This window comes from Methyloceanibacter sp., from assembly GCF_050728395.1.
In the GTDB taxonomy this organism is placed as follows: domain Bacteria; phylum Pseudomonadota; class Alphaproteobacteria; order Rhizobiales; family Methyloligellaceae; genus Methyloceanibacter.
Genome location: NZ_JBOHJB010000026.1, coordinates 1 through 26759 on the forward strand (window position 1 = coordinate 1; position 26759 = coordinate 26759).

Here is a 26759-nt window from a genome sequence, read left to right on the forward strand (position 1 = left end):
CGCGTGCTCCCCATCAAGGGGGGAGCAAAGAGTCTGATGCCAAGCCGTCGCCGCACGTGCTGGACACTCTCACCGCCCCCGACCATACTCCGCCAGCCTTAGGGCGAATGGGCACGGAAGAGGGGATTCATGGCATTTGCGCGGACAGCTTTTGTCGCAACTGGCATCATGCTCCTCTTGAGTCTAGCGGCCTACGCGCAGAATACGAATCCCTCAAACAATCCTCCGGAAACGGCGACGCCCGCGCCAGACGCCGGCAAGCCCGAGATGACCGCCGAGGAGCGGGGGGAGAAGCAGGCGCGCAAGGCCTGCAAGGTCCAGATCTGCAACATCCTCGCCGCCAAGGACCCGCAAGGCGACGATGTCGCTTGCGATGTGGTCAAGACCTGGCGCGAGCAGGACATCACCAAGATGCTTGGCGGCAGGTTCACCTGGACCTGGGGCAAGGCGGTTTGCCAATCGAAGCTCGAGGTCAAGCGCGAGGCGCTGGTGAAGGCGATGACCGAGGCGAATTACGACGTGGTTTTGCCCGAGCAGAAAGTGCGTTGCACGCTTGCCCAGAAGTCGGAAGGCGAGCCCTATGCCGTCGAGGTCTCGATCGCGCCCAAGGTTGCCTTCGAGAACGGCAAAGCGGTCTCGGCAACGCTCAATTGGGGCGAGGCGAAAGCGCCCATGCTCGCTTACGCCTTGATCTATGCCGGCGCCGGGCTAGACAATTCGGCCAACATCCTGGGCCCGGAAGTGACACGCATGGTGAATGAGTTCACCACCAAGAAATGCGCCAAGCTCAAGGACGATCTGCCGAGCAGCACGGGGAACTAACCGAGGGATCCAAGCAATGTACTATTCCGCACCCTATTTCATCACCATCGGCCGCGTGCTCATGGCCATCATGTTCATCCAGGGCGGCATCGAAAAGATATTCGGCTATGCCGGCGCGCAAGGCTATATGGAAGCCCATGGCGTGCCGGGCATGCTGCTGCCGCTCGTCATTCTGACCGAGGCGGGAGGCGGCCTTTGCATTCTGCTCGGCCTGTTCACCCGCTGGTGGGCGATCGCTCTTGCCGGCTTCTGCGTGCTCGCGGGATTCTTCTTCCATTGGCATCCCGAAGACCAGATGCAGATGATTAATTTCATGAAGAACATCACCATCGCCGGCGGATTCCTCGTGCTGGCCGGCGCCGGCCCCGGCGCGCTGGCGCTCGATAACAGGCTAAGGTAAACGCCGGTCGAACACACAAGAGCTACGAGGAGAAGGGAAAACCGATGACCGATGCCTTCATTGAGCAACTGCGCCCGCTTGGCTTTGAGAAATACGCGAGTCGTCTGACCCGCATAGTCGGCAACGCCACGCAGGTTGTCGTCGGAGGGGACCAAGTGCGGAGAGGTCTGGCGCCCGACGAGACTGGCGCGGTTATCGTTGGGGATATGGACAGCGCCGCAGCGCGGCTCTCGGATGACGGCACTTTCGTAATCGATCGACTGCGAGAACTTGGCGAGGCCGGCCTCGAGGCGATGGTGGATCGCGCCAATATTACCGACCGGGCCGCCCTACAAGCTTTTCGCGATCGTGCGAAGCGCAACAAGGGCATCTTGCCGACGTTGGAGATTGGTCTTGGCGGCGTTGCCGAGAAGCTTTCACGAGATCGCATGGGACTGAAATCGGAATTTGAGAAACTCAAGATCAGTACCACCAGTCCGGACACCTCCACGCTTGCGGCGGGGGCCGTACTACCGACAGGTCCGATGATGACCATGAGCAATAGCATGGGCTGCACCGGCGCCTATCTTGCCATCGGTGGCGGAGCGGGCTTGATGGTGGGCGGGATTGTGCTCGAGGATAGCGCCATGTTCGGCATTGGCATCGGCGCGGCCGCCTATTTCTGTTGATCGAAAGGCCGGCCACAACCGCTACGCATCGTCGATAGTACCTCCTGCAATGGGTCATGAGCGGGCTTTACATTCCGCCGGCCTTCCCATACATCGCCCGCAAAGGGGTGCAGGAGCAGATCATGGGTTATAAGGTCGCGGTCATCGGAGCCACCGGCAATGTCGGCCGGGAGATGCTCAACATCCTTGCCGAGCGGGAGTTTCCCGCCGACGAGGTGTTCGCCATCGCCTCGCGCCGGTCGATGGGCGTCGAGGTGTCTTTCGGCGATGCGCGCCTCAAATGCCGCGACCTCGCGAATTTCGACTTCCGTGGCGTCGATTTTGCCCTGATGTCGGCAGGCTCTGCCGTCTCCAAGGAGTGGTCGCCGAAGATCGGCGCCCAAGGCTGCGTCGTCATCGACAATTCCTCCTGCTGGCGCCTCGACCCGGACGTTCCGCTCATCGTGCCGGAAGTGAACGCCGATGCCGTTGCCGGCTTCGCCAAAAAGAATATCATCGCTAACCCGAATTGCTCGACCGCGCAGCTCGTCGTGGTGCTGAAGCCGCTGCATGACCTGGCGCGCATCAAGCGCGTGGTCGTCGCCACCTACCAGTCGGTATCCGGCGCCGGCAAGGAAGCCATGGACGAGCTGTGGGACCAGACCAAGGGCATCTTCGTCACCGATCCGACCGAGCCGAAGGTCTTCACCAAGCAGATCGCCTTCAACGTCATTCCCCATATCGACGTCTTCATGGAGGACGGCTCGACCAAGGAAGAGTGGAAGATGATGGCCGAGACCAAGAAGGTCCTCGATCCCAAGATCAAGCTCACCGCCACCTGCGTGCGCGTGCCGGTGTTCGTCGGCCATTCCGAGGCCGTCAATGTCGAGTTCGAGCGGCCGGTCACGGCGGAAGAGGCGCGCAGCGTCTTGCGCGAGGCGCCGGGCGTGCTCGTGGTCGACAAGCGCGAGCCCGGCGGTTACGTGACGCCGATCGAATGCGTCGGCGATTACGCGACCTATGTCAGCCGCATCCGCGAGGACCAGACGCTGGACAACGGCCTCTCCTTCTGGGTGGTGTCGGACAATTTGCGCAAAGGCGCCGCGCTGAATACGGTGCAAATCGCCGAGCTGATCATCAACCGCAATCTGCTCAAATCCGCCGCTTGAGCCGCTACCGCCGGAACCCTACGCAATCTTGATCGGTTGATTGGGCATGTTCGCCGGACAGCTTGCGCTCATCGTCGCCGCCATTTTTTCCGGAGCGGCGCTTTACGTCAATGTCGCCGAGCAGCCGGCGCGTCTCCTTCTCGACGATCGCTCTGCCCTTGCGGAATGGAAGCCCGCCTACAAACGCGGTTTTGCCATGCAGGGCCCGCTCGCGGTGGTTGGCTTCCTGCTCGGGCTTCTTGCCTGGTGGCAGACACGCGATTGGCGCTTTCTGTTGGGAGCTTTCCTGCTCATCGCCAACTGGCCCTACACCCTCATCGCCATCATGCCGACCAACAACCGGCTGATGGCGATGCCGCTCGAGCAGGCGGGACCGGAAGGCCGCAAGCTCATGGAGAGTTGGGGGCGCCTGCATGCGGTGCGGACCGCGCTCGGCTTCCTCGCCACCGCCGTCTTCCTCTGGGCGAGCTTGCGCTAAGCTCTGGGCGTCAGTCGCCTTCTAGCTTTCACGGAAGGCTGGAGAGAAAACTATGACAACTCGTTATCAATACGCCTGACGAAACTCTCTAATTCCTCTCGCTCCTTCTCAAGCATGGGGATTTCCTGCTCCGTGATCGGGGGCAGTTGGTTCTGCATGAATCGCAGAAGCAATGCTCGTATGTCCGACAAGAGAAGGACGACTTCTTGGTTCATGGCTTGCCGCTGCGCTCAGCAATTGCGCCCCTCGCGCGTTTGCTACTATAGCGGGCATATTATGTGTATACAATCTTTGGTGGCACTCGCCCAACACGCTCATCGCCTTCGCGCCGGCCATCACCCGGCTAATGGTGACGCCCCTTCCTTTGGACGAGCTTGCGCTAAGAAATGGCGCCGTCTCGAGCCGCGTGCAAATCGGTGAAGCTGCCGCGGTTGTCGTCGAGCGCCAGCAGGGCGCCGCTGGCCAGGTCGAAATGCACACCGTACAGGGAGAGCAGCCCCTCCTTCTCCCGCTTCTCGATGAAGGGGAAGGTGCGCAAATTTGCCAGCGATGAACGGATGGCGGCGAATTCGAAGGCGGTCTCGTCGCCGAACTCGAAGATCTCGCTCTCGTCTATCTTGAGGTCGTCGAGCATGGTGAGCCAGCTGCCGATGAAGCCGCGCTCCGCAACCTTGTCCCTGACCCTGTGCCGGTAGGCCGCCACGCCGCCGCAATGAGAATGGCCGAGGACGATGAGGTGGGGCACCTTCAAGCCCTGCACGGCGAACTCGATGCCGGCGCTGGTGCCGTGATATTTACCCTCGGGCTCGTAAGGCGGCACGAGATTGGCCACGTTGCGCAGAATGAAGATGTCTCCCGGCTCGGCATCGAAAATCGTCGACACATCGGCTCTCGCGTCGCAGCAGGCGATGACCATGGCGGTCGGCGTCTGGCCGAGCTCGGCGAGCTGCGCATAGCGGCCGCGCTCCGGCGCATGCTTGTCTCGCAAGAAGCGGCGATGACCTTCGATCAGGCTCTTCGGCAAACCCATGCGACAATTCTCTCCTCGGCGCGCGGCACCATTCCAGCCTCGGCCGCGTTTGTCCAGGGCGCGGGGTTCGATAGGCGGCGCCTATCGGCCGTTTCGATCTGGGCTCTTGATTTCCGAGGACTTCAAGGCGGAATGTAGGAGCGCTAGGCGATCGAGAAGGTCGATACAAAAGCGCCGCCGGCGGACGGAAACGCGTGGGATGAGGCTCGGAGCTGAAGCGCTCCACCCCACCCCTCAGATTAACAACGAGCATGCACGCAGGGTGCAGGCCGCGAGCCGTTGCTTGCAGGCCTTCACGCGTGCGCCAAGCCAAGGAGTTTTGTGACATGGCCAAAGTACTTGCTGTTCTCTACCCCGACCCGGTCGACGGCTATCCCCCCAAATATGCCCGCGACGACATTCCGAAAATCACCCATTACCCCGACGGCCAGACCACGCCGACGCCGAGCAAGATCGACTTCAAGCCCGGCGAGCTTTTGGGCAGCGTGTCGGGCGAGCTTGGCCTTCGCAAGTTCCTGGAGAAGGCCGGCCACACCCTGGTGGTGACCTCCGACAAGGAAGGCCCGAACTCTGAGTTCGAGAAGGAGCTGCCCGACGCCGAGGTGGTCATCTCCCAGCCGTTCTGGCCGGCCTATATGACCAAGGAGCGCTTCGACAAGGCGAAGAAGCTGAAGCTGGTCATCACCGCCGGCATCGGCTCAGATCACACCGATTTGCAGGCCGCCATGGACAAAGGCGTCACCGTGGCCGAGATCACCTATTCCAACTCGATCAGCGTCTCCGAGCACATCGTGATGATGATCCTTGCGCTCGTGCGCAACTACATCCCGGCCTATGGCTGGGTGATCAGGGGCGGGTGGAACATCGCCGATAGCGTCGAGCGCTCCTACGATCTCGAAGGCATGAATGTCGGCACCGTCGCCGCCGGGCGCATCGGACTTGCCGCGCTCCGTCGCCTCAAGCCCTTCGATGTCAAGCTCCACTACTATGACAAGCACCGCCTGCCCAAGGAGGTAGAGCAGGAGCTCGACCTCACCTTCCACCCGACGGTCGAGTCGCTGGTGAAGGTGTGCGACGTGGTGACCATCAATGCGCCGCTGCACCCCGAGACCGAAGATCTATTCAACGACAAGCTGATCGGCATGATGAAGCGGGGCAGCTATATCGTGAACACCGCCCGCGGCAAGATCGTCAATCGCGACGCCGTGGTGCGTGCGCTGGAGAGCGGGCAGCTCGCAGGCTATGCCGGCGACGTCTGGTTCCCGCAGCCGGCACCGAAAGACCATCCGTGGCGCACCATGCCGCATCACGGCATGACGCCGCATATCTCCGGCACCTCGCTGTCGGCGCAGACGCGCTACGCCGCAGGCACCCGCGAGATTCTGGAGAACTATTTCGCCGGCAAGCCGATCCGTACCGAATATCTCATCGTGGACAAGGGCAAGCTCGCCGGCACCGGCGCCAAATCCTACACCGCCGGCGACGCCACCAAGGGCGCCGAGGCGGCTTAGATCGGGCAACAAATCGTGTCATGGCCGGGATTGTGCCGGCCATCCACGCTTGGTCATTCCCGCGAAAGCGGGAATCCAGTAACCCCTGCCCCAAGTTACCGATGAAGGCGGTGGTTACTGGATTGCCCGGTAAAGCCGGGCAATGACAACTTTCTTTAGCCGTCAGGCCGCAAGTTACATATGGCAAGTCACAGATGGATAGCGCGGCCTTCGGCGACGATTGTCCCTCTGCTGGTCGTCCGCTCCGCTTGATCTGTCCAAGCTGTCGTAATCAAAAGGGAGAAAACCTTGAATGTGCTACCCTTAGTAGCACATGGTTAGTTCTGATCACGCCGTTCAGCGACTCGGTTAGACACTAACGATAGCGTTGCCCGGCTTAGAATCTCTATTTCACGCCTTCGAAAAGGGAAGAGTGAACATGAACAAAAAAAGCCGGGCTAAGGCAGTAATTCCAAGTGACGACAGCGACGTTATTTATCCGATGACCTTCTCTTGGAAATCGTTCCTAGCGACAATTGCCGCGTCGTGTGCCATTATTCTTGGCCTATATCTAGCTTTTGTTCCGGCTGAAATTTATATGACGCGCAATGAGTTATCTTGGATTGCACTCAACACTACTATATTCGCGGCTCTGATCTATTTTTTTATACTTGGGATGAGTAAGTGGATATTCAAGACAGACAGTCGGGTTGATAAAATAAGGAGAAGTTCAGAGCAATTACAGGGTGCCTTAGAGCAGGATTTTGTAACAAATCTAGTTAGGATAAACTTCAAATACATAGATGCATATTACTTACAGACTCGCATCCAGGCTGACAAGAGTTTTACCTTTACAGTTATTGCTGCATTTGTTTCGCTTATTCTTATAATAGCCGGTATCATACTCACGTTTTTTGGGAAGATTGAGTCTGCGAAAATAGCAGCGGCGTCAGGAATCCTAGGACAGTTTATCTCGGCTGTATTTTTTTACTTGTACAATCAAACTGTGGCGAAGATGGCCGATTACCACCGAAAGCTTGTGTTCACGCAGAACATAGGGTTGGCTTTGAAGATTTCAGATGGACTTCCAACGGACGAAAAGACCAAGTCCCAGGTCGCCCTGATCGAGACACTCTCGACCAACATCAACCAGTATTTGGGCGCCTAAAGCTTCCGCGGAAACAATAACTCACATATGGATGGCGCGGCCTTCCGCCGCGAGGGCTGCTTCCTTGACGGCTTCGTTCAGCGTCGGATGCGCGTGGCAGATGCGCGCGAGGTCCTCAGCCGAGCCGCCGAACTCCATCAGCACCGCGGCTTCCGCGATCATGGTGCCGGCATCGGCGCCGAGGATATGCACGCCGAGCAGGCGGTCGGTGGCCTCGTCGGCCAGCACCTTGACGAAGCCTTCCGTGGTGCGGTTGACCTTGGCGCGGCCATTGGCGGTGAAGGGGAACTTGCCGACCTTGTAAGCGATGCCGGCCTCCTTCAGCTCTTCCTCGCATCTGCCGACACTTGCCACCTCCGGCGCCGTATAGATCACGCTGGGGATCACGTCGTAGTTCACATGACCTGCCTGCCCGGCTAGGATCTCGGCCACGGCGACGCCTTCATCTTCCGCCTTATGCGCCAGCATCGGCCCGGCAATGACGTCGCCGATGGCGTAGACGCCTGGCACGTTGGTGGCAAAGTGCTGATCGACTTGAATGCGCCCGCGATTGTCGGTTTTGACGCCAAGCTCGGCCAAGCCAAGCCCTTGGGTGTTGGGCACGCGGCCGACCGAGACCAGCACCACGTCGCACTCCAAGGTCTCTTGCGTCCCGCCTTTGACCGGCTCGAGCCTGACCTTGCAGGTCTTGCCGTCGGTCGCGACGCCGAGCACCTTGGTGTCGAGCTTGAAGGCGATGCCTTGCTTGGCAAGGATGCGCTGAAATTGCTTGGCCACCTCTCCGTCGAGGCCGGGCGCGATGCGGGGGAGCATCTCGACCACGGTGACCTCCGAGCCGAGGCGCCGCCACACCGAACCGAGCTCAAGCCCGATATAGCCCGCGCCGATTACCGTGAGACGCTTCGGCACTTTGGGAAGCGAGAGGGCGCCGGTCGAAGAGACGACCGTCTCCTCGTCGATGGCGATGCCGGGAATGGCGGCGACCTCCGAGCCGGTAGCGATGACGATGGCCTTGGCCTCAAGCGTCTGCGCGCCGCCATTACCGCCCGCGACTTCAACCTTGCCGGGGGCGACGATCTTAGCGGTGCCATGAAATGGCTCGATCTTGTTCTTCTTGAGCAGGAACTCGACGCCCTGCACATTGCCCTTCACTCCCTCGTCCTTGAAGGCGAGCATGGCGGCAAGGTCGAGCTCAGGCTTCACCTTGATGCCCATTGCGGCAAAGCCGCTCGCGGCTCCGCCGTCGGCGGCCTCGGCATAAAGCTCGCTCGCATGCAGCAGCGCCTTGGAGGGGATGCAACCGACATTGAGGCAGGTGCCGCCATGGGTGGCGCGCTTCTCCACCACGGCGACCTTCATTCCGAGCTGCGCCGCACGAATGGCGGCGACATAGCCGCCGGGACCGGTGCCGATGACAATCAAATCGTAGGTCATGACCTTCCCTGCACTCACTCTTCAGGCGTCAGTGTTTCCTCGCCTTTGCCCGCGTCCCATAGCCCCGTCAGGCTGCCATCCTCGCCAAGCGCATAAACCACCGGCGTCGCCGACCCCCAATCCACGGTGAGCAGATTGCCGGCAAGCTTGCCGTCGCCCTCATAGCTCGAGCTGCCGACCTGCCAGGTCAGATGATAGCCTTTGCCTTGCTTAGTGATCTCGACATCGCCCTGATAACCGGTTCCATCGGCATTCTTGCCCTCGACCTTATAGGAGCCTTCCGACAGACCGATGTCACCGGGAGCCGCGTTGGCCACGAGGTCGAGCGTCTCCGTGGCCGAGCCGTCGGCCCATTCGCCGTCGAGCGCGCCCTCCTCGCCGAAGGTGTAAATGACCGGGGTCTTGTCGCCCCAATTGACCACCAGCATCTTGCCGGCGAAATGGCCGCTGCCGCGAAACACGTCCTTGCCGATCCACCAAGTGAAGTTGAACTGGTCGTTGTCTTGCGCGAGCGCCACCATGCCGCGATATTTGCTGCCGTTGGGATTGGTGCCCTCGACGCGATAGACCCCGGCAAGGTCGATGGTCTTGGGCTCAGCCTCTTCCGGCTCGGCCGTCTCCGCCGGCGCTTTTTCTTCGCCGGCTGACGGTGGCTCGCCGCTCGGGCGGAACACGAAATCGCCGAAGAAGGTCGACGAGATCCACGGCGTCTGCTCGCCATGGGTCTCCACGTAGACGCCCTTCAAGGTCCGCTTGAAGGTGTCCTCGATGTCGAGGTTTGGCGCGTCGATCGATTGGAAGAGATATTTGGCGTAGGGACTGTTGTTGCCCTCACCGTCGAGCGCCGTGAGGCCAGGCGAGGTGGCATAGGAGATGAACAGGCGCGCGTTGGAATCGATGCGGGACAGCCCCTTGGCTCCGTTCGGGTCGATCGGGTTGTTGCGGCAGGCATCGAGGATGACGATGTTGAGGTCGCTGCGCCCCGAGGCCATGGCGTCAACCACGGCAAGCGCCGTGAGCGAGCCTCGCTTGACGTCCTCCAGGCTCGTGAACTCGCTGCCGACCGGCAAGAGGTAGTTCTCGCCGTCGATCTGCGTGCCATGGCCCGAGAAATAAAACAGGCCGACGCCGCCCCTTTGTTTCAGCTCGGCGCCGAAGGTACGCACGGCCTCCACCATCTTCGCCTGATCGGCATCGGTTTCCTTGATGACCTTGAAGCCCGCGCCTTCGAGCGCCTTGGCCATGGCCTCTGCGTCGTTGATCGGGTTCTTGAGCGGCGCGAAGGAATAGGCGGCATTGCCGATGATCAAGGCGGTGCGCGCCTCTGGCGGAGGCCCTTCGGCGCGCGCAACGAAAGCGACGCCGAGCAAAACACATAGGCGAAGCAACATCTTAAGCTGACGCATCGCTGGCTCCCGGACTTGCCGCCGGAAACATTTACCAGTGACCGGGCTAGCGTTCCAGCGCCGTCGCTAAAGATCGAGCACCAAGCGCTTGGGATCCTCGATCGCGTCCTTGACCTGGACCAGGAAGGTGACCGCCTCCTTGCCATCGACCAGACGGTGGTCGTAGGAGAGCGCGAGATACATCATCGGCCGCGCCACGATCTGCCCGTCGCGCACCACGGCGCGCTCCTCGATGCGATGCATGCCGAGGATGCCTGATTGCGGCGCATTGAGGATCGGGGTGGAGAGCAGCGAGCCGTAGATGCCGCCATTGGAGATGGTGAAGGTGCCGCCTTGCATCTCCTCGAGCCCAAGCCTGCCTTCCCGCGCGCGCGTGCCGAAATCGGCGATTGTCCCCTCGATTTCGGCGAGGCCCATGCGGTCTGCATCGCGCAAGACCGGTACCACCAGCCCGCGCTCGGTGCCGACGGCAACGCCGATATGGTAGTAGTTCTTGTAGATGATGTCGGTGCCGTCGATCTCGGCATTGACCGCCGGGATATCCTTCAGCGCCTGCACGCAGGCCTTCACGAAGAATCCCATCAGCCCGAGCTTCACGCCGTGCTTCTTCTCAAAGGCCTCGCGGTATTCGCGCCTGAGCTGCATCACCGCGCTCATGTCCACGTCGTTGAACGTGGTGAGCATGGCGGCGGTGTCTTGCGCCTCCTTCAGCCGCTTGGCGATGGTCTGGCGGAGCCGCGTCATGCGCACCCGCTCCTCGCGGGTCTCGTCCTGCGGCGTGATGGGCGCACGAGGTGCGGGGGGAACCTTCGGTACCGGCGCGCGGGCGAGAAGAGAAGCTGCCGCGGTTGCGACGGCCCCCGACGGCGCGGCGCCGGCGGCTTGCGCCAGCACGTCCTGCTTCAGAACTTGCCCGCGGCGGCCTGAGCCAACCACGCTTGCCGGCGAAAGCCCGGTTTCGGCGAGATATTTGCGCGCGGCCGGTGACGGCGGCATGTCGCCTTTGGCGTTACCGTTGCCGTTGCCGTTGCCACTGTCGCTCACCTCTTCCCGCGGCGACGGCTCGCGTTCGAGCGCGCCGGGTTGCACCTTTGGCGGCTCAGGCGATTTCACTGGCGCCGGAACTGGCTGTGGCGCCGGCTGTGGCGCGGCCGTCTCGACCTTGACCGGCGCAGGCTTCGCCTTGCCGTCGCCCTCGGCGATAGCGCCGAGCACCGATCCCACGGCGACGGTATCGCCTGCCTTGACGACAATCTCCGAAAGCACGCCTGAGGCCGGCGCCGGCACTTCGATCGTCACCTTGTCGGTCTCGAGCTCGACCAGAGGCTCATCGGCGGTGACCCAGTCGCCGGCCTGCTTGTACCATTGGCCGACGGTCGCCTCGGTCACGGATTCGCCGAGGGTCGGAACGCGGATCTCTGTGGCCATGACCTGTCGTCCCCTCGCCTTTGTCGCGCCTAGCCCAACGCCTCGTCGAGCAGCGTTTTCAGTTCAAGCTGATGCTTGCGCGCGATTCCCGCCGCCGTCGACGCCGACGCCGGACGCCCGGCATAGCGCGGCCGCCTGTGCTTCGCCTGGATATGGTCGAGCACCCACTCAAGATTTGGCTCGATGAAGCTCCACGCTCCCATATTCTTAGGCTCTTCCTGGCACCACACCATCTCGGCGTCGGAAAATCGCGACAGCTCCTGGATCAGCGCCCGCGCCGGGAACGGGTAGAGCTGCTCCACGCGCAGGAGATAGACATCATCGACGCCGCGTTTCTCGCGCTCCTCATAGAGGTCGTAATAGACCTTGCCGGAGCAGAGCACCACGCGCCTGATCTCGGCGTCAGTCTTGAGCTTGATCGCCTGGCCTTGCAGGAACTGGGCATCGTCCCACAACACCCGGTGAAAGCTCGCCCCGGCACCGAATTGCGACAGGGTCGATACCACGCGCTTGTGACGGAGCAGCGACTTAGGCGTCATCAGCACCAGCGGCTTGCGGAACTGGCGGTGCAGCTGGCGGCGCAGGACATGGAAGTAATTGGCCGGCGTGGTGCAATTGGCGATCTGCCAGTTGTCCTCGGCGCAGAGCTGGAGATAGCGCTCGAGCCTGGCCGAGGAATGCTCAGGCCCCTGGCCTTCATAGCCGTGCGGCAGCAGCATGACGAGGCCCGACATGCGCAGCCATTTGCGCTCGCCAGACGAGATGAACTGGTCGATGACCACCTGCGCGCCGTTGGCGAAATCGCCGAACTGCGCCTCCCACAAGACGAGAGCGTTCGGCTCGGCGAGGCTGTAGCCATATTCGAAGCCGAGCACCGCCTCCTCCGACAGCATGGAATTGATCACCTCGAAGATGCCTTGCGTCTTGGAGATGTGCTTGAGCGGCGTGTATTTCTTCTCGTTCTCCTGATCCATGAGCACCGAATGGCGGTGGGAGAAGGTGCCGCGCTCAGAGTCCTGCCCCGACAGGCGCACGCGGAAGCCCTCGGTCAGAAGCGTGGCGAAGGCGAGCGATTCGGCGGTCGCCCAATCGATGCCGGCGCCCTCCTCGATCATCTTGCGGCGGTTGGCCATGATGCGCGCGATGGTCTTGTGCGGCGTGAAGTCTTTCGGGATGGTGGTGAGCTTGCGGCCGATTTCCTTCAGCCTTTCGACGTCGACGCCGGTCACGCCGCGCCGCGCGCCCTCTTCGGCATGGCCGATGCCGGACCATTTGCCGTCGAGCCAATCGGCACGGTTCGGGCGATAGGAGTCGCCTGCGGCAAACTCCTCCTCGAGCAGGGCGCGGAAGTCGGTGTGCATCTGCTCGACTTGCGCCGAGGTGAGCAGACCCTCCTCGACCAGCTTCTTGCCGTAGATCTCGGTGACGCGCGGATGCTCGCCGATGCGGGCATACATCAATGGCTGGGTGAAGGCTGGCTCATCGGCCTCGTTATGGCCGTGGCGCCGGTAGCAGAACATGTCGATGACCACCGGCTTGCCGAAGCGCTGGCGGAACTCGACGGCGAGTTTGGTCACGTAAACCACGGCCTCGGGATCGTCGCCGTTCACATGAAAGATTGGGGCGTCGATCATCTTGGCCACGTCCGAAGGATAGGGCGAAGAGCGGGCGAAACGCGGCGCCGTGGTAAAGCCGATCTGATTGTTGACGATGAAGTGCAGCGAGCCGCCGGTGCGGTGGCCGCGCAAGCCCGACAGCCCGAAGCATTCCGCCACCACGCCCTGTCCGGCGAAGGCGGCATCGCCATGCAGCAGCAGCGGAAGCACTTCCCGCCGCTCCCTGTCGTGAAGCTGATCCTGCTTCGCCCGCACCTTGCCGAGCACCACGGGGTCGACGATCTCGAGATGCGACGGATTGGCGGTGAGCGACAGATGCACGCGGTTCGTGTCGAACTCGCGGTCGGACGAGGCGCCGAGGTGATATTTCACGTCGCCCGAGCCTTCGACCTCGTCGGGATGGGCCGAGCCTCCTTTGAACTCGTTGAAGATCGCCCGGTAGGGCTTCGCCATCACGGTAGCGAGCACGTTGAGGCGTCCGCGATGCGGCATGCCGATGACGATTTCCTTCAGCCCGAGCTGACCGCCGCGCTTGATCACCTGCTCGAGCGCCGGCACCACCGACTCGCCGCCGTCGAGCCCGAACCTTTTCGTGCCGGTGTATTTCACGTCGAGAAAGCGCTCGAAGATCTCGGCCTCGATCAGCTTCTTGAGGATCGCCTTCTTGCCCTCCGGGGTGAAGCGGACGGCATTCTCGCTAAGCTCGATGCGCTCCTGGATCCACGCCCGTTGCTCGGGGTCGGAGATGTGCATGTATTCGGTACCGATATGCTCACAATAGCTGCGCTTCAGGATGTCGAGGACCTGGCGCAGCGTGCCGAACTCAAGTCCAAGCGCTCCGCCGAGATAGATCTGGCGCTCATAGTCGGCCTTGGTGAAGCCGTAGGTTCGGGGCCGGAGCTCCGGATGCTCCTTGCGCGTCGAGAGTTCGAGCGGGTCGAGCTTGGCGAGGAGATGACCGCGGGTGCGGAAGTTCCGGATCAGCATGCGGGCACGCAACGTGTCCTGCGCCGCGGCGAGCGCCTGCTCTTCGGTGAAGGCGGTCGGCGCCAGCACGGCAGCCTTGAGCCCGTCTGACGGCTTCCAGGACGGTCCCCGCGCCTCTAACAGCACGTCGTCCTTGTCGTCCCCGAGGCTCGCGAAAAACGCCTGCCACTCGGGCCCGACCGAGTGAGGCGCCTGCCGGTAGCTTGCGTGGAGTTGCTCGAGATAGGTGGCGTTCGCGCCTTGCAGAAACGACGTGGTGGCAAACACGTCGTTGAGTTCGTGCCTGGTCATGAGATCTACCTTGCGGTGGTTTTGCCGCAACCGGCCTGCCGGGCAAAAAAGGCAAGTCTTGGGCCGCCCGGCTTAACTCCCATGTAATACGCGGGCGAGCGTAGTTCCAAGGGCGCCTGGGGAGTCGGCCATGACAATTCCCGCAGCACGCATTGCCTCAATTTTGTGCTTTGCATCGCCCTTGCCGCCTGAGATCACCGCCCCCGCATGACCCATGCGGCGCCCCGGCGGCGCGCTGACCCCGGCGATAAAGCCCACCACCGGCTTTTTGACCTTGGCCTCGGCGAGGAACGCCGCGGCTTCTTCCTCGGCGCTGCCGCCGATCTCGCCGATCATGATGATCGCTTCGGTGCCGTCGTCCTCGAGGAACAAGTCGAGGCAATCGATGAAGTTCGTGCCGTGCACCGGATCGCCGCCGATGCCGATGCAGGTCGACTGGCCGAGGCCGACGGCGGTGGTCTGCGCCACCGCTTCATAGGTAAGGGTGCCCGACCGCGACACAATGCCCACCTTGCCCGGACGGTGGATATGCCCCGGCATGATGCCGATCTTGCACTCATCGGGGGTGATGATGCCCGGGCAGTTCGGGCCGATGACCCGCGTGGCGGAGCCGCACAGCGCGCGCTTCACCTTCACCATGTCGAGCACCGGCACGCCCTCGGTGATGCACACCACGAGCGGCACCTCGGCCTCGATGGCCTCCAGCATCGCATCGGCGGCGAAGGCCGGCGGCACATAGACGGCGCTGGCGTCGGCCCCGGTCGCAGCCACGGCTTCGCGCACGGTGTCGAACACCGGCAGGCCGATATGCATGGTTCCGCCTTTGCCCGGTGTCACGCCGCCGACCATCTTCGTGCCATAGGCGATGGCCTGCTCGGAATGGAACGTGCCTTGCGCGCCGGTGAAGCCCTGGCAGATGACGCGGGTCGTGTTGTCGACGAGGACTGACATGAGATTTGCTCGAAGAAACTCTTAGAGAAACGGATTCACCACCCGAACCGGCCCGTAGGTCTGTCCATGACTGAGGTCCTCGGTGTAAACGACATCGGCCCCCAAACGCTCAGCCGCTGCAAGGATCGCACCATCCCAGTAGTTGATGCGGTAGCGCCATGACAATTCGATGGCGATCTCGATCAAGGCCCCATCTACGACTGCGCATGGCTGCGTATTGAGATCGCTAACCCACCGCCGGGCAGTGGCGGGTGAGAGCGGAGTACCTGATCGCTGCCTGATCGCGGCGGTATAGAACTCCTGTAGGACCTGCGTGGAAATGCCAAAGACCGAGCGCCCTATCAGGCTAGCTGCTGTCGCCCTCTTGGCCTCCTCCCCCTTCCTCCCCAAAGCCGCGTAGAGAAGGACGTTGGTGTCGAGGAAACATTCTGTCTTCATAGATTTCCTCGCGGTTCCACTTCCAGTCGGGTCCCAATCGCCCTTCAGACTCCTCGCTCATCTTGACAAGCCGCCTTCGCGCTTCCGCGGCGCGTTCCTCTTGGCTTACGAGGCCGGTGAGATAATCGCGCACGAGCGCGTTCACCGTCGTGTCGTGCCCGGCGGCGTAGCGGCGAATCTCCCGCAGGACCTTTTCATCGATGGCGAGGGTGATATTCTTCATTTACACAGTTTATGTGTAACTGTGGAGCCTATCAAGCCGCTTTCGGGACTTTTTGTTGGTCCGCCCCGCGGAGGACGGCGTTGATGTTGTCGTCGAGGGGAAGACGGATTGGATTGAGCAATTTCAGTTTCAGCCCGCAATCGCCGGCCATGGCGCCAAGCGACGTCGTGGTGAAGTAGTTCACGTGGTCTGGGTAGCGGAAGCCGCACCATTTGGCCCCCAGCATCTTCCGGTTCAGGCTGCCGTAATTCGGCACGCGCACATAGATGGAGCCGCCCGGCGCGAGCACGCGCGAGCACTGCTCTAACAGCTCCTTCGGCTGCTTCTCATGCTCGAGGAAGGAGCGAAGCAAGATGCCGCTGAAATAGCGGTCGGGAAATTCCTTCACGCCGTCCACGGCCGGAGCATGGATGGCGCGGCCGCCGCGGGCGCGCATATGATCGTCAGCTTCGCGCGACAAGGCTTGGGAAATTTCGACCCCGAAGGGGATGAAGGGCTCAGGCACCTTCTTGCCGGAGCCGCAGCCGACATCGAGCACGCGTCCCGGCGTGAACAGGCGCTTGAGCGTGCCAGCGATCCCCGGCGAATAGATGCCGGCCCGCCAGCGCGTCATGCCGTCGAGCCACATGCGAATGGGGCTTCTCGATTTGCGCCGCGCGACTTCCGCCACGCGAGTCTTCTCCCAAGCAAAATCGCTGACGAGGTGCTTGTACTCTGGCGGATTGCGCAAGTAGACGAAGGTGCAAGAGGCGCATGCAACGATCTGCCAGGGTGGCGAGGAATAATCGGGCAGCGTGCGAAACGCCTCGCTGCCGCATTGCGGGCAGGCCCTCATCGCATTTTCGACGGCAGCAGCCATTACCCTACGCCCCCACGAGGACGAAGCAGCATACCGCGTCCTGCCACACTGCGAGAAGAGACGTTGTCGCGCCCGATCCTCACGCCGCGTCCTTGACCGCCGCGACGATTTTCCGCGCCGCATCGTCGAGATCGTCGGCGGGAATGACCGCGAGCCCCGACTCCTCAAGCAACGTCTTGCCGCGCGCCACATTGGTGCCTTCGAGCCGCACCACGAGCGGCACGACGATCTTCACCTCGCGCACCGCCTCGATGATCCCCTCGGCGATGACGTCGCAGCGCATGATGCCGCCGAAGATGTTCACCAGCACGCCTTTCACATGCGGATCGGAGAGAATGATCTTGAAGGCCTCCGCGATCTTCTCCTTGGAGGCGCCGCCGCCGACATCGAGGAAGTTCGCCGGCTCCCCGCCTCTGAGCTTGATGATGTCCATGGTCGCCATGGCAAGGCCTGCGCCATTGACCATGCAGCCGATGGTGCCGTCGAGCTTCACATAGGAAAGCCCGAGCCGCGAGGCCTCGACCTCTGCCGGCTCCTCCTGATCGAAATCCCGCAAGGCTTCGATGTCGGGGTGGCGGAACACCGCGTTGTCGTCGAAGCCGATCTTGGCGTCGAGGCAGGTGAGCTTGCCGTCCTTGGTCACCACCAGAGGGTTGATCTCGATCAGGCTCGCGTCCTTGTCGAGGAACAGACGATAGAGCGAGCTCACGAGCCGCGCGCATTGCTTTGCCTGGTCGCCTTCGAGCTTCAGCGCCGAGGCGATGATGCGGGTATGGAACGGCCAGAGACCCGTGGCCGGATCGACGATAAGCGTGGTGACCTTTTCCGGCGTCTTGACCGCGACCTCCTCGATGTTCACGCCGCCCTCGGTCGAGGCGATGAAGGCCACGCGTCCGGAGTCGCGGTCGACGAGCAGCGAGAGGTAAAGCTCCCGCCCGATGGCGACGTCCTCGACCACATAGACTTGCGCAACCGGCCGTCCCTTTGGCCCAGTCTGCGGCGTGACCAGAGGCTTGCCCAGCAGGCGCTCAGCCTGTCCGCGCAGCTCCTCAACGGTCTTCACCAACTTGATGCCACCGCCCTTGCCTCTGCCGCCGGCATGGATCTGAGCCTTCACCACCCAGGCGCCCGGCTTGAGCTTGCCGGCGGCGGAAACCGCTTCTTCCGGCGTGGTGGCCACATGGCCGTCGGCGACCGGGGCGCCGTAGTCGTTGAGCAGCGCTTTGGCTTGATACTCGTGGATGTTCATGGTCCCCCCGGCGAGCTTGCAATCAGGCGACGGGAGCAGCGAGGCTCGGCGCGATCCTCTGGCAGAGCTCGACCAGCGATTTCACCGTCTCGACCGACTTCATGAAGGCGTCCCGCTCCGCCGCATTGAGGTCGAGCTCGATCACGCGTTCGACACCCTTGGCGCTGATCACCACCGGCACGCCGGCATAAAGGCCTTTCACGTGGTACTCGCCGTTGAGATAGGCGGCGCAAGGCAGCACGCGCTTCTTGTCGTTGAGATAGGACTCGGCCATTTCGAGCGCTGCGGCCGCCGGCGCGTAATAGGCCGAGCCCGATTTCAGCAGGCCCACGATCTCGGCGCCGCCGTCACGCGTGCGCTGCACGATCTCATCGAGCCGCTTCTGCGTGATCCAGCGCATGCGCACGAGATCGGTGAGCGGAATGCCGGCCACGGTCGAATAGCGGATGAGCGGCACCATGCTGTCGCCATGGCCGCCGAGCACCATCGCGGTCACGTCCTCTGGGCTCACGTCGAACTCTTCGGCAAGGAAGAAGCGGAACCGCGCCGCATCGAGGATACCGGCCATGCCGACCACCTTGTTGCGCGGCAACCCGCTCGTCTTCTGCAGCGCCCAGACCATGGCGTCGAGCGGGTTGGTGACGCAGATGACGAAGGCTTCCGGCGCGTATTTGCGCAAGCCCGCGCCGACCTGCTCCATGACCTTGAGGTTGATTTCCAGGAGATCGTCGCGGCTCATGCCGGGCTTGCGCGGCACGCCTGCGGTGACGATCACCACGTCGGCGTCCTTGATCTCTGCATATTCGTTGGCGCCCTTGATTTTCGGGCTGTATTTCTCGACCGGAGCGGCCTGCGACAGGTCGAGCGCCTTGCCCTGCGGCACGCCGTCGACCACATCGAACAGCACGATTTCGCCGAGGTCCCTGAGGCCTGCAAGATGGGCCAGCGTGCCGCCGATCTGGCCGGCGCCGATCAGTGCAATCCGATTGCGTGCCATGGTTCCCTCTCCTCAATTTGACGCTGTGACGAGCGGGGCCAGGCACCGCTTCCACCTTTGGTTACTGGCAATTCCGCTCTTCTGCAAGCGCGTGGGACCCTCCTTTAGCGTGGTTCGCCGGCACTGCGCCCATGCCGCAGGGCGAGATAGGCCTCCGAGCGCATCTCCATCAGCCGCGAGGCGGTGCGGGCGAAGCTTTCGGCGCCGGTGCCGTCGACATAGAGCGCATGCGGCTCGGCCGCGGCCGAAGCAATCAGCCCCACGCCATTGTCATAGAGCACGTCGATCAAGGTTATCAGACGGCGGGCTTCGTTGCGCTGCTCCGGTCCAAGCACCGGGATCGCCTCGATCATCAGCGTGTGAAAAGCGTGCGCGATGTGTTGATAGTCGAGGGGTCCAAGCGGCGCCAGGCAGAGATCGGCGAATCTGAAGCGCGCGACGCCGAGTGCTGCTTGCGGCACAATGATGCTGCGGCCCTTGTGGCGGAGCGTCTGCGGCTCGCCCCGCGCGCGCCCCGTGAGCTTGCGGAAGCTCGCGTCCATGGCGGCTTCGGCGCGCACATCGGCGGGCGTGAGGTAAAGGTCGCTCCCTTGCAGCTTCTCCAGCCGGTAGTCCTTTGCCGATTCGAGCTCATGGGTCTCCATGCGCTCCTCGATCAGCTTGATGAAGGGCGTGAACAGCTGGCGGTTCAGCCCGTTGCGATAAAGATCGCGCGGCGCCGTGTTGGAGGTGGCAACCATCACCACACTGCTGGCGAAGAGCTGGTGGAACAGCCGGCCGACGATCATGGCGTCGGCGATGTCGGTCACCTCGAGCTCGTCGAAGCAGAGCAGCGCCGCATCGCTCCCGATCTCGGCCGCGGCGCTCGCGATCGGGTCAGCGGCGGCTTTGCGGCCCCGTTCGATCGCCTCATGCGCTTCCGCCATGAATTCCTGGAAGTGGACGCGCCGCTTCGGCGCGTAATGGACCGTCTCGAAGAAGAGATCGAGCAGCATGGTCTTGCCGCGGCCAACCCCGCCATAGAGGTAGAGCCCCTCGGGCGCCGACCGGCGCCGCCCGAAGGGAAGCAAATCGCCGATCCGCGGCTCGCTATACTGCGCGAGGCGGTTGGCGAGCAGTTGCAGCTTTTCGGCCGCCAGTTCCTGCGCGGTGTCCGGCGCAAGCTCGCGCGCCTGCACCATCTGCCGGTAGCGTTGGAGAGGTCCCTCCTGCAATGCGTCCCCCTTGCAGCTGTCGGGCATGCCCGCGATCGGTTATGCTCTAAAGCAAACCGGCGGCGCGAAGCCAAGAGGGTGCAACAGGGTGGACGATGGCGGCACAGCGCCAGAGCAACGACCCCCAGGACATTGAAGACGAGGAGGGAGCGATCGAGGAATCGATCGAGGTCTCCGGTGTTCCCCTCGTGGTCTGGGCGGCGCGGCTCTCACTGTTTCTTCTCGCCCAGGGGATCATCGTGCTCGGCTCCTACGCCTATTACGGCTTCGGCACCGATCCTTCCCGTTTCGGGCCGGGCTTCCGCCTCGATCCGATCCACGCCGCGGTGATCTTCGTGTGGGGACTGGCCGGCAGCGTGATCGGCTTTTTCATGCCGCGGCTCTCCATCTCCTTCATGCTCGCCTTCGCCATCTTCTTCACGCTGTTCGCGGGTTTCGGCACCTTCACCGCCGACCATTTCGGCATGAAGCTCGACATTATGGACAATCTCGCCAATTGGGCGTTGGCGCTGATCGCTTGGGCCATTGGCATCTACGCGCTGTGGCAGGTCTGCCTCTATGAGGAGGAGGAGGAAGAGCGGGGAGAGGGCGAGGCTTAGGGCTGCACTTCGCTGGTCAGCGGCTTGTCCTTCGGCTTCACCCGCACCACGAAGATCTTCGCCGACTGCGTGCGGCTGACATTTACCCCGCGATGCACGACATTCGGCGCCACATAGACGGCGTCGCCGCGCTTCAGCACCTTTGACGCCTGCCCGTCGGTCTGGAGCAAAATCGAGCCGTCGAGCTGATAATCGAACTCGTGCGCGTCGGGGTGAATGTGCCAGGGCACCGAGGCGCCTGGCGGGAAGGTGTAGACCTGGATATTCACTTCCTTGCCCGGCTCGCCGGCAAGCTCGGAGACGAGAAGCTGCTCGGTCTTGACCTCGCCCGGAGCCTCAGCCTGGCGCTCGATGAGAAGGGCAACACCGACCACGGCCGCGACGACAAGCCCGGTGACGAGGGCCTTTGTTGGCATCATGGCTGGGCCTCCTTTGCGAGCTTCGCCAGTGGCGCTTGCATAGCCCATTCCCGCGCGAAAGAAACCGGATCTGGACGGGTGGATCGCCGCTTTAGCGGCGAGCCGGGTGAGGGGGGTCAAATCAACCACCGGCCGGCGATGGAGGCGTGGACGGGTCCCCCACTGCGGCGACTTTGTCGCCACAACTGAGAGACTCCACCAAAACTGGGGTTGAAGCCTAAGGAACGCCGACTTCAGCGCCAGTTGCGGCCGGACCGACATCGATATCGGCGGCCGGGGCCACGACTTCGAGGGTTTCCGGATAGACCGGCGTCCAGGTCGAAGCCGGAGCGGCATAGTCCATGGCCGGCGACATGAAGGCGACGCCGGGCTCGACATAGACGCCGGCGCCGAGCGGCCCGACATCGACATCGACGTCGGGGAGCGAGGCCACGCCGGGGCCGATATAGCTATAGGTGCCGCCGAAATCGGCGCCTTCGGAGAAATCGGTGGCGAAGGCGGGAGCCGAGAGGAGCGCCGCGCCGAGCAATGAGAGGATCGCGGTGCTACGGGATAGAGAACTCAACATCTGGATAGCCTCCTTGGGCTTTCCCCCTCCAGAGATATGGGGAAGTCAGGAGACCAGAAAAAGGTTCCCAATTGGTGAGCGCGGGCGGTCGCGCGCGATTACGTTTCGCGCTTGAGAGCGGAGAAAAACTCCTCATTGGGACAGAAATCAGCCGGCCCGCTCTCGCCTTCGATGAACCAGTCGCGGCACGCGCCTTCACCAGCGCAATCGCGGCATTTCGCCCGCGCCCGCACGAAGGCTTCGCCCGTCTGCACCGCGGCGAGCGGATCGACGCCTTGCGCCTCTAACATCTCGTCCATCAGCGCCCGCTTGCGCAGCATCCGGGCGAATTGCGGCCAGTGAGACGGAGCATCTGCCATCAAACCCATCCCTCCCATGCGGCCGCAGGCTCGCGGCCATCGTCGATGATTTGAGCAGCGCGAGGAGGTGCGGTCCTTGATCTGGATCAAAATGGGGAGTGGAGGGCCTTGCAAGTATCCCTTCATTCACCACCGGCGCAATTTCCCCTTGGCCGCCAACCGGCGGTTAGCAACCGCCGTGACAGGCTCGTCCCAACCATAAGGGAGGCGCTGTCATGCGTAACCGTTCGGGGCAGGCCGAGCTTGCCTTTGCGTCCTTGGCTGCCGGTGCGACCATCCTCGTCTGCGCCGGCGTGGTGCTGATGACCGCTTCTTTCGGCGTCAGGGTGTCGTCTCAGGACTTTCCGGTGCTGAAGCTGTCAGGGCCGGATAACACCGCCAAGAACTAGCGGCTCGCGATCTGCCCATTGCTCCGGCAGCGCGGCCGGCTGGCGCAGCATCGGCACGGCGCCGGGCAGCACCACGAGCGGCGCGGCGCCGGTTTCGTCGGCGACCGCAATCACCCAGTCTTCGCCGGTCTCCGCCGCATGCTCACGCAGGCGATAGACGAGACGCATGGCGTGCCAATGGGCGGCCTCGAGCCCCGGCAACTCGACGCCGGTTTTGTCCCGCACCGGACGCGAGGGCGACCTAAGATGAAAATAATAGCGCGGCATGGTCCCCCTTCTTGAGCGCGTAGAAGGGAGCAATAGTCATCGAGCTTGGCTCGATTGCGGCGGTGCAATAAAACTCACGCAGTCATTAAGGAAATTCCTGCCGCTTCGTTAAGAAAGCTTGCTGATATTGAATTAAGTTATTTCAAGGCGAGTGAGTTCATAATGAATATTAGCGGAAATCGGCCAATCAGAGTCATGCTTTCTCGTATTTGACTAAAAAATTAGAGATGCGGCAAAACGCGCCGGCCTCCGCCTCAGTTGCTCTTGCAAATTATTCGCATGTAAGTTAGATTCGCCAAAATCGACGGCTTCAGCCCAAGGCTGAGGCTTCTCCCCAAACGAGGGAATCCATGCTGAGCCCGGTCAAACCGGTTCACGTCCAAGCTGCGGCCGACCTCCACGAGGAGCAGCGTCTCGACGGCTGGCGCCGCGAGCAGACCACGCCCTCGCTCGCCGAGGTGTTCGGCTCGATCAAGACGCGGCCGACCGGCCCCATGTGGCGGAAGCTGCTCGCCTTCCTCGGTCCCGGCTATCTCGTCGCCGTGGGCTACATGGACCCCGGCAACTGGGCGACCTCGCTCGCCGGCGGCTCGAAGTTCGGCTACGCGCTGCTGTTCATCGCTCTCCTCTCCAACATCATGGCGATCATCCTGCAGGCGCTTTGCGCCCGGCTCGGTGTCGCCTCAGGTCGCGACCTCGCGCAAGCCTGTCGCGACGCCTTCCCGCGCTTTGTGTCCTATCCGCTCTGGGCGCTCGCCGAACTCGCCATCTGCGCCACCGACCTCGCCGAGGTGATCGGCACGGCGATCGGCCTCAATCTCCTGTTCGGCATCCCGCTTGAGATCGGCGTCATCCTCACCGCGCTCGACGTCTTTCTCATCTTGTGGATGCAGCGCCTCGGCTTCCGTTGGATCGAGGCCTTCATCGTCACCATGCTCGGGGTCATCGCCGTCTGCTTCGCCATCCAGATCGCCATGGCCGATCCCGTTTGGGGCGACGTAATCCGCGGCTTCGCGCCGACGGTCGAGATCGTCAAGAACCCGGCTATGCTCTATCTCGCGCTCGGCATTATCGGCGCGACGGTGATGCCGCATAACCTCTATTTGCATTCCGGCGTCGTGCAGACGCGGGCCTATGGGCGCTCGGTGCCGGAGAGGCGCGAGGCGATCAAGCTCGCCACCATCGATTCGACCATCGCGCTGATGTTCGCGCTGACCATCAACGCCTCGATCCTGATTCTTGCCGCCTCGACCTTCCATCAGACCGGGCAGACCAATGTGGCCGAGCTCGAGGAGGTGCATTCCTTCCTCTCGCCGCTGCTCGGCTCGGCCTTTGCGCCGACGCTGTTCGCCATCGCGCTGCTGTGCTGCGGCCTGAACTCCACGGTGACGGCGACGCTGTCGGGTCAGATCGTGATGGAGGGCTTCCTCGACATTCGGCTCCCGCCTTATCTCAGGCGGCTCGTCACCCGCGCCATCGCCATCATCCCGGCGGCCATCGTCACCATCTGGTATGGGTCAGAGGGCACCGCGCAGCTCCTGATCCTCTCCCAGGTGATCCTGAGCCTGCAGCTTCCCTTCGCCATCGTGCCGCTGGTCATGTTCACCTCCGACAAGGGCAAGATGGGGGCGCTGATCGCGCCCCGCTGGCTAACCGCGCTCGCCGCGGTCACGGCGATCATCGTGATCAGCTTGAACGTCAAGCTGCTCTGGGATTTCGCCGCCGCGCTGTAATTTTATCCCTCCCCCGTCTCTCACCCGTCATGCCTAGCTTGACCTGGCAATCCATTCCGCTGGCCACTGAGCTTGCCTACCGAAACGGCGTGGAAGGTGGAGGGGATCGAATTGCCACGATTTGCGCGCAATCTGCGCCCAATCGACGGGTGGGGGGAAAGCGGGACGCAATGCGCGCAGCTCAGGCATTACTTACGATTTTTGCCGCGGGCCTCGGCCTCGCCGGTTGCCAGGCGCCCGTGCAGACCTTCGAGCGCACCTTTCTCGCCGATCCGGCCAAGCCCTATGTCGGGATGACCAAGGAGCAGATCATCGCCTGCGCCGGCACCCCGGCAGGCCGCTACAACACCAATACCGGCGAGACGCTCGTCTACCACTACAACGGCGCCGGGCCTGTGCCCACGGCGGCGCCGAAGAAGAAAGACGACGCCAAGGCAAATCCGTTCGGGTCGAAGAAGTCCGACAAGGACTATGAGTGCAACGCGAGCCTCATCTTCGAGGGAGGGCGCCTATCGCGCGTCACCTTCGCGCCCCGCCTCGCCGTCGGTCCCTACGAGACGAAGAAGGATCCCAAGACCGGAGAGAAGGTGCCGGTCGAGCAGCCGAAGCCCTGCAGCTTCTCTCTGCCGAATTGCGGCGGTCACTGATCCTCAAGCGCTACTCCGGCAGATGACACACCGCCTCGGCGTTATTGCCGTCGGGATCGAACACGAAGGCCCCGTAATAATTGGCGTGGTATTCGGGCCTGAGCCCGGGCGGGCCACTGTCCTTGCCGCCGGACTTCATCGCCGCAGCGTAGAAGGCGTCGACCGCGGCGCGGGATGGCGCCACGAAGGCGACGTGCATCGGCCCGCTCGGCCGCGCCCCCTCGCCGATCCAGAACGAGGGCGTCTGGCCGGCGCCGAAGCCGACCGCCGCGCCATGGCCGGTCTCCTCAGCCGACACCTGCATGACGACGCCGTAGCCGAGGGGGCTGAGCGCCTTCAGATAGAACTCGGTGGCGCTGGCGACGTCGCGCACATGCAGGCCGATATGATCGATCATTGGTTCCGGCTCCCCCTATCTCCCATGGTTATCCAACAGTTAATGGGATTGATGCAAATCTATCTACCTCCTATAGTTGCGTCATATCTATATCACAATCATAGCGGGTGCAGTGGGAGGGGTAACATGACCACCGAAATGGGTAATCAAGGTATGTCCGGCTTTGGCGGCGATGCATATGCAGGGACGAGAAGCGAACCACCGGCGCAGAGCGGCAACGCAGGTTCGCCGCCATTCGCCGACGCGCAGCCTCACGGTCATGCGGAGGCCGCTGACGCCGCCGAAGAAGTCGCCTTGGACTTCGACTATGACGAGGCGGTGCCCGGCTTCGAAGCGTCGGCGTCCGATTGCTTCAACCGAGCCCTGAAGATCGCCAGAAGCCTGAATCACATGAGCTTGAGCTCCGACCATCTCATGCTCGCGCTGACCATGGATCCAAGCGCGCGCCGGCTGCTCGAGCGCGTCGGCGACATCACTCAACTGCGGGAAGCTGCCATGCAGCGGCTCGGAAGGATGCACGGCCGTTTCGCCACTGGCGAGTCGCTCGCCCTCGCAAACATCGGACCTCGTGGACATTCGAAAAACGGCCCGGGAAGCCGCGTCGGAACGTGACCAGCTGGTCGCCATCAGCGACTTGATCAATGCCTTTCCGAAAGCCGACGGCCGGCTGACCTATGGGTCTGGTGATGGTTCCAAGGCCGTTGCCTTGATGGAACGGATCGAGCAAGGCCTCGTGCCCCGCGTAGCCAACGCCATGATGCGCATTGAGGCGGAGGTTCAGGAGGTGACGCGTCGCTACCAATCCGTTCAGTCGATGTTGGAGGACCTAAACTCCAGGCAATCCGCGGTGGCCGAGCAGCGGCAAGTCGAATTGATGGATCAGATTCGGCGACAGGTGCGGGAAGCGGCCGACATCCAGCTCGGTGGGATGCTGAGGGAATTTGGCGAGAGGCTGGACGCGAAACTCGCTGAGCTGACGCCGCCAAAGCCCGTCGAGGTTGAGCCAGAGCGAGAGCCATACGTCCCGCCCGTGCCAGCCCCGAAGCAGAGGTCAGGCTACTGGAGCTGGCTTGTCCTCTGAGCC

30 protein-coding genes are annotated in these 26759 nt (G+C 62.7%); 13 read left to right on the top strand and 17 right to left on the bottom strand.

Annotated features, from left to right (window positions below; genetic code table 11):
* Positions 1-129 precede the first annotated feature (129 nt).
* The 5 genes from ACREC7_RS06575 to ACREC7_RS06595 all read left to right on the top strand — a co-directional run bounded on the left by ACREC7_RS06575 (position 130) and on the right by ACREC7_RS06595 (position 3516).
* Positions 130-822: a hypothetical protein gene (locus tag ACREC7_RS06575; protein ID WP_431554893.1), complete on the top strand. Its 693-nt coding sequence runs from the start codon at positions 130-132 to the stop codon at positions 820-822.
* 16 nt (positions 823-838) lie between these two features.
* Positions 839-1222 (top strand): DoxX family protein, encoded by a 384-nt coding sequence (locus ACREC7_RS06580; RefSeq protein WP_431554894.1) that lies wholly within the window; start codon positions 839-841, stop codon positions 1220-1222.
* A 44-nt stretch (positions 1223-1266) separates the two neighbouring features.
* Positions 1267-1890: a hypothetical protein gene (locus ACREC7_RS06585; RefSeq protein ID WP_431554895.1), complete on the top strand. Its 624-nt coding sequence runs from the start codon at positions 1267-1269 to the stop codon at positions 1888-1890.
* Between the two features lie 122 nt (positions 1891-2012).
* Positions 2013-3038, top strand: coding sequence for an aspartate-semialdehyde dehydrogenase (locus ACREC7_RS06590; RefSeq protein WP_431554929.1), 1026 nt, complete (start codon positions 2013-2015; stop codon positions 3036-3038).
* Between the two features lie 46 nt (positions 3039-3084).
* Positions 3085-3516, top strand: coding sequence for a DUF1772 domain-containing protein (locus tag ACREC7_RS06595; RefSeq protein ID WP_431554896.1), 432 nt, complete (start codon positions 3085-3087; stop codon positions 3514-3516).
* Positions 3517-3895: 379 nt separating this feature from the next.
* Here the strand turns inward: ACREC7_RS06595 and ACREC7_RS06600 are convergent, their stop codons facing one another.
* Positions 3896-4546 (bottom strand): carbonic anhydrase, encoded by a 651-nt coding sequence (locus tag ACREC7_RS06600; protein ID WP_431554897.1) that lies wholly within the window; start codon positions 4544-4546, stop codon positions 3896-3898.
* A 326-nt stretch (positions 4547-4872) separates the two neighbouring features.
* Between ACREC7_RS06600 and ACREC7_RS06605 the strand changes: the two genes are divergently transcribed.
* Together ACREC7_RS06605 and ACREC7_RS06610 are read left to right on the top strand one after the other, a co-directional pair.
* On the top strand, positions 4873-6057 hold the full coding sequence (locus ACREC7_RS06605) for an NAD-dependent formate dehydrogenase (protein ID WP_431554898.1): 1185 nt from the start codon (positions 4873-4875) through the stop codon (positions 6055-6057).
* A 418-nt stretch (positions 6058-6475) separates the two neighbouring features.
* A complete protein-coding gene (locus ACREC7_RS06610) occupies positions 6476-7204 on the top strand; it encodes a TRADD-N-associated membrane domain-containing protein (RefSeq protein WP_431554899.1) in 729 nt (242 codons plus the stop codon).
* Between the two features lie 21 nt (positions 7205-7225).
* Here ACREC7_RS06610 and lpdA read toward each other — a convergent pair whose 3' ends face one another.
* From lpdA to zapE, 11 genes are all read right to left on the bottom strand, one after another.
* Entirely contained in the window at positions 7226-8638 is a 1413-nt protein-coding gene (lpdA, locus tag ACREC7_RS06615; protein WP_431554900.1) for a dihydrolipoyl dehydrogenase, read from the bottom strand.
* Between the two features lie 14 nt (positions 8639-8652).
* Positions 8653-10044 (bottom strand): LIC10280 family protein, encoded by a 1392-nt coding sequence (lfb1, locus tag ACREC7_RS06620; protein ID WP_431554901.1) that lies wholly within the window; start codon positions 10042-10044, stop codon positions 8653-8655.
* Positions 10045-10110: 66 nt separating this feature from the next.
* Entirely contained in the window at positions 10111-11472 is a 1362-nt protein-coding gene (odhB, locus tag ACREC7_RS06625) for a 2-oxoglutarate dehydrogenase complex dihydrolipoyllysine-residue succinyltransferase (RefSeq protein ID WP_431554902.1), read from the bottom strand.
* A gap of 29 nt (positions 11473-11501) precedes the next feature.
* Complete coding sequence (locus ACREC7_RS06630; protein ID WP_431554903.1) at positions 11502-14366, bottom strand: 2-oxoglutarate dehydrogenase E1 component; 2865 nt, start codon at positions 14364-14366, stop codon at positions 11502-11504.
* Positions 14367-14438: 72 nt separating this feature from the next.
* Entirely contained in the window at positions 14439-15317 is an 879-nt protein-coding gene (sucD, locus tag ACREC7_RS06635; protein ID WP_431554904.1) for a succinate--CoA ligase subunit alpha, read from the bottom strand.
* A 21-nt stretch (positions 15318-15338) separates the two neighbouring features.
* A complete protein-coding gene (locus tag ACREC7_RS06640) occupies positions 15339-15755 on the bottom strand; it encodes a PIN domain-containing protein (protein WP_431554905.1) in 417 nt (138 codons plus the stop codon).
* Positions 15664-15978: a hypothetical protein gene (locus tag ACREC7_RS06645; RefSeq protein ID WP_431554930.1), complete on the bottom strand. Its 315-nt coding sequence runs from the start codon at positions 15976-15978 to the stop codon at positions 15664-15666. The genes ACREC7_RS06640 and ACREC7_RS06645 overlap by 92 nt, the downstream gene beginning before the upstream one ends.
* A gap of 31 nt (positions 15979-16009) precedes the next feature.
* Positions 16010-16837 (bottom strand): class I SAM-dependent methyltransferase, encoded by an 828-nt coding sequence (locus ACREC7_RS06650; protein WP_431554906.1) that lies wholly within the window; start codon positions 16835-16837, stop codon positions 16010-16012.
* 79 nt (positions 16838-16916) lie between these two features.
* On the bottom strand, positions 16917-18086 hold the full coding sequence (gene sucC, locus ACREC7_RS06655; protein ID WP_431554907.1) for an ADP-forming succinate--CoA ligase subunit beta: 1170 nt from the start codon (positions 18084-18086) through the stop codon (positions 16917-16919).
* Between the two features lie 22 nt (positions 18087-18108).
* Positions 18109-19083, bottom strand: coding sequence for a malate dehydrogenase (gene mdh / locus ACREC7_RS06660; protein WP_431554908.1), 975 nt, complete (start codon positions 19081-19083; stop codon positions 18109-18111).
* Positions 19084-19187: 104 nt separating this feature from the next.
* Entirely contained in the window at positions 19188-20324 is a 1137-nt protein-coding gene (gene zapE, locus ACREC7_RS06665; RefSeq protein ID WP_431554909.1) for a cell division protein ZapE, read from the bottom strand.
* 68 nt (positions 20325-20392) lie between these two features.
* Here zapE and ACREC7_RS06670 point away from each other — a divergent pair, with 68 nt between their 5' ends.
* Complete coding sequence (locus ACREC7_RS06670; RefSeq protein WP_431554910.1) at positions 20393-20896, top strand: hypothetical protein; 504 nt, start codon at positions 20393-20395, stop codon at positions 20894-20896.
* Here ACREC7_RS06670 and ACREC7_RS06675 read toward each other — a convergent pair.
* The 3 genes from ACREC7_RS06675 to ACREC7_RS06685 form a co-directional block, all read right to left on the bottom strand.
* Entirely contained in the window at positions 20893-21315 is a 423-nt protein-coding gene (locus ACREC7_RS06675; protein WP_431554911.1) for a cupin domain-containing protein, read from the bottom strand. The two genes, ACREC7_RS06670 and ACREC7_RS06675, sit on opposite strands and share 4 nt — an antisense overlap.
* A 217-nt stretch (positions 21316-21532) precedes the next feature.
* Complete coding sequence (locus tag ACREC7_RS06680; RefSeq protein WP_431554912.1) at positions 21533-21883, bottom strand: hypothetical protein; 351 nt, start codon at positions 21881-21883, stop codon at positions 21533-21535.
* A 98-nt stretch (positions 21884-21981) separates the two neighbouring features.
* The gene (locus ACREC7_RS06685; RefSeq protein WP_431554913.1) at positions 21982-22242 is read right to left on the bottom strand and encodes a DUF6455 family protein; all 261 of its coding nucleotides are present in this window, start codon (positions 22240-22242) and stop codon (positions 21982-21984) included.
* Positions 22243-22457: 215 nt separating this feature from the next.
* Between ACREC7_RS06685 and ACREC7_RS06690 the strand changes: the two genes are divergently transcribed.
* Positions 22458-22631 (top strand): hypothetical protein, encoded by a 174-nt coding sequence (locus ACREC7_RS06690; protein WP_431554914.1) that lies wholly within the window; start codon positions 22458-22460, stop codon positions 22629-22631.
* On the opposite strand, the gene ACREC7_RS06695 is transcribed toward ACREC7_RS06690, so the two are convergent.
* Entirely contained in the window at positions 22602-22898 is a 297-nt protein-coding gene (locus ACREC7_RS06695; protein ID WP_431554915.1) for a DUF6894 family protein, read from the bottom strand. The two genes, ACREC7_RS06690 and ACREC7_RS06695, sit on opposite strands and share 30 nt — an antisense overlap.
* Before the next feature lie 350 nt (positions 22899-23248).
* Here ACREC7_RS06695 and ACREC7_RS06700 point away from each other — a divergent pair, with 350 nt between their 5' ends.
* Positions 23249-24631: an Nramp family divalent metal transporter gene (locus ACREC7_RS06700; protein WP_431554916.1), complete on the top strand. Its 1383-nt coding sequence runs from the start codon at positions 23249-23251 to the stop codon at positions 24629-24631.
* A gap of 170 nt (positions 24632-24801) precedes the next feature.
* Positions 24802-25278: a hypothetical protein gene (locus tag ACREC7_RS06705; protein WP_431554917.1), complete on the top strand. Its 477-nt coding sequence runs from the start codon at positions 24802-24804 to the stop codon at positions 25276-25278.
* Between the two features lie 10 nt (positions 25279-25288).
* On the opposite strand, the gene ACREC7_RS06710 is transcribed toward ACREC7_RS06705, so the two are convergent.
* Positions 25289-25675, bottom strand: a complete 387-nt coding sequence (locus ACREC7_RS06710; RefSeq protein WP_431554918.1) for a VOC family protein — start codon at positions 25673-25675, stop codon at positions 25289-25291.
* A gap of 126 nt (positions 25676-25801) precedes the next feature.
* Here ACREC7_RS06710 and ACREC7_RS06715 point away from each other — a divergent pair, with 126 nt between their 5' ends.
* Positions 25802-26287: a Clp protease N-terminal domain-containing protein gene (locus ACREC7_RS06715; protein WP_431554919.1), complete on the top strand. Its 486-nt coding sequence runs from the start codon at positions 25802-25804 to the stop codon at positions 26285-26287.
* Positions 26244-26756, top strand: a complete 513-nt coding sequence (locus ACREC7_RS06720; RefSeq protein WP_431554920.1) for a hypothetical protein — start codon at positions 26244-26246, stop codon at positions 26754-26756. Before ACREC7_RS06715 ends, ACREC7_RS06720 begins: the two co-directional genes overlap by 44 nt.
* Positions 26757-26759: the final 3 nt, after the last annotated feature.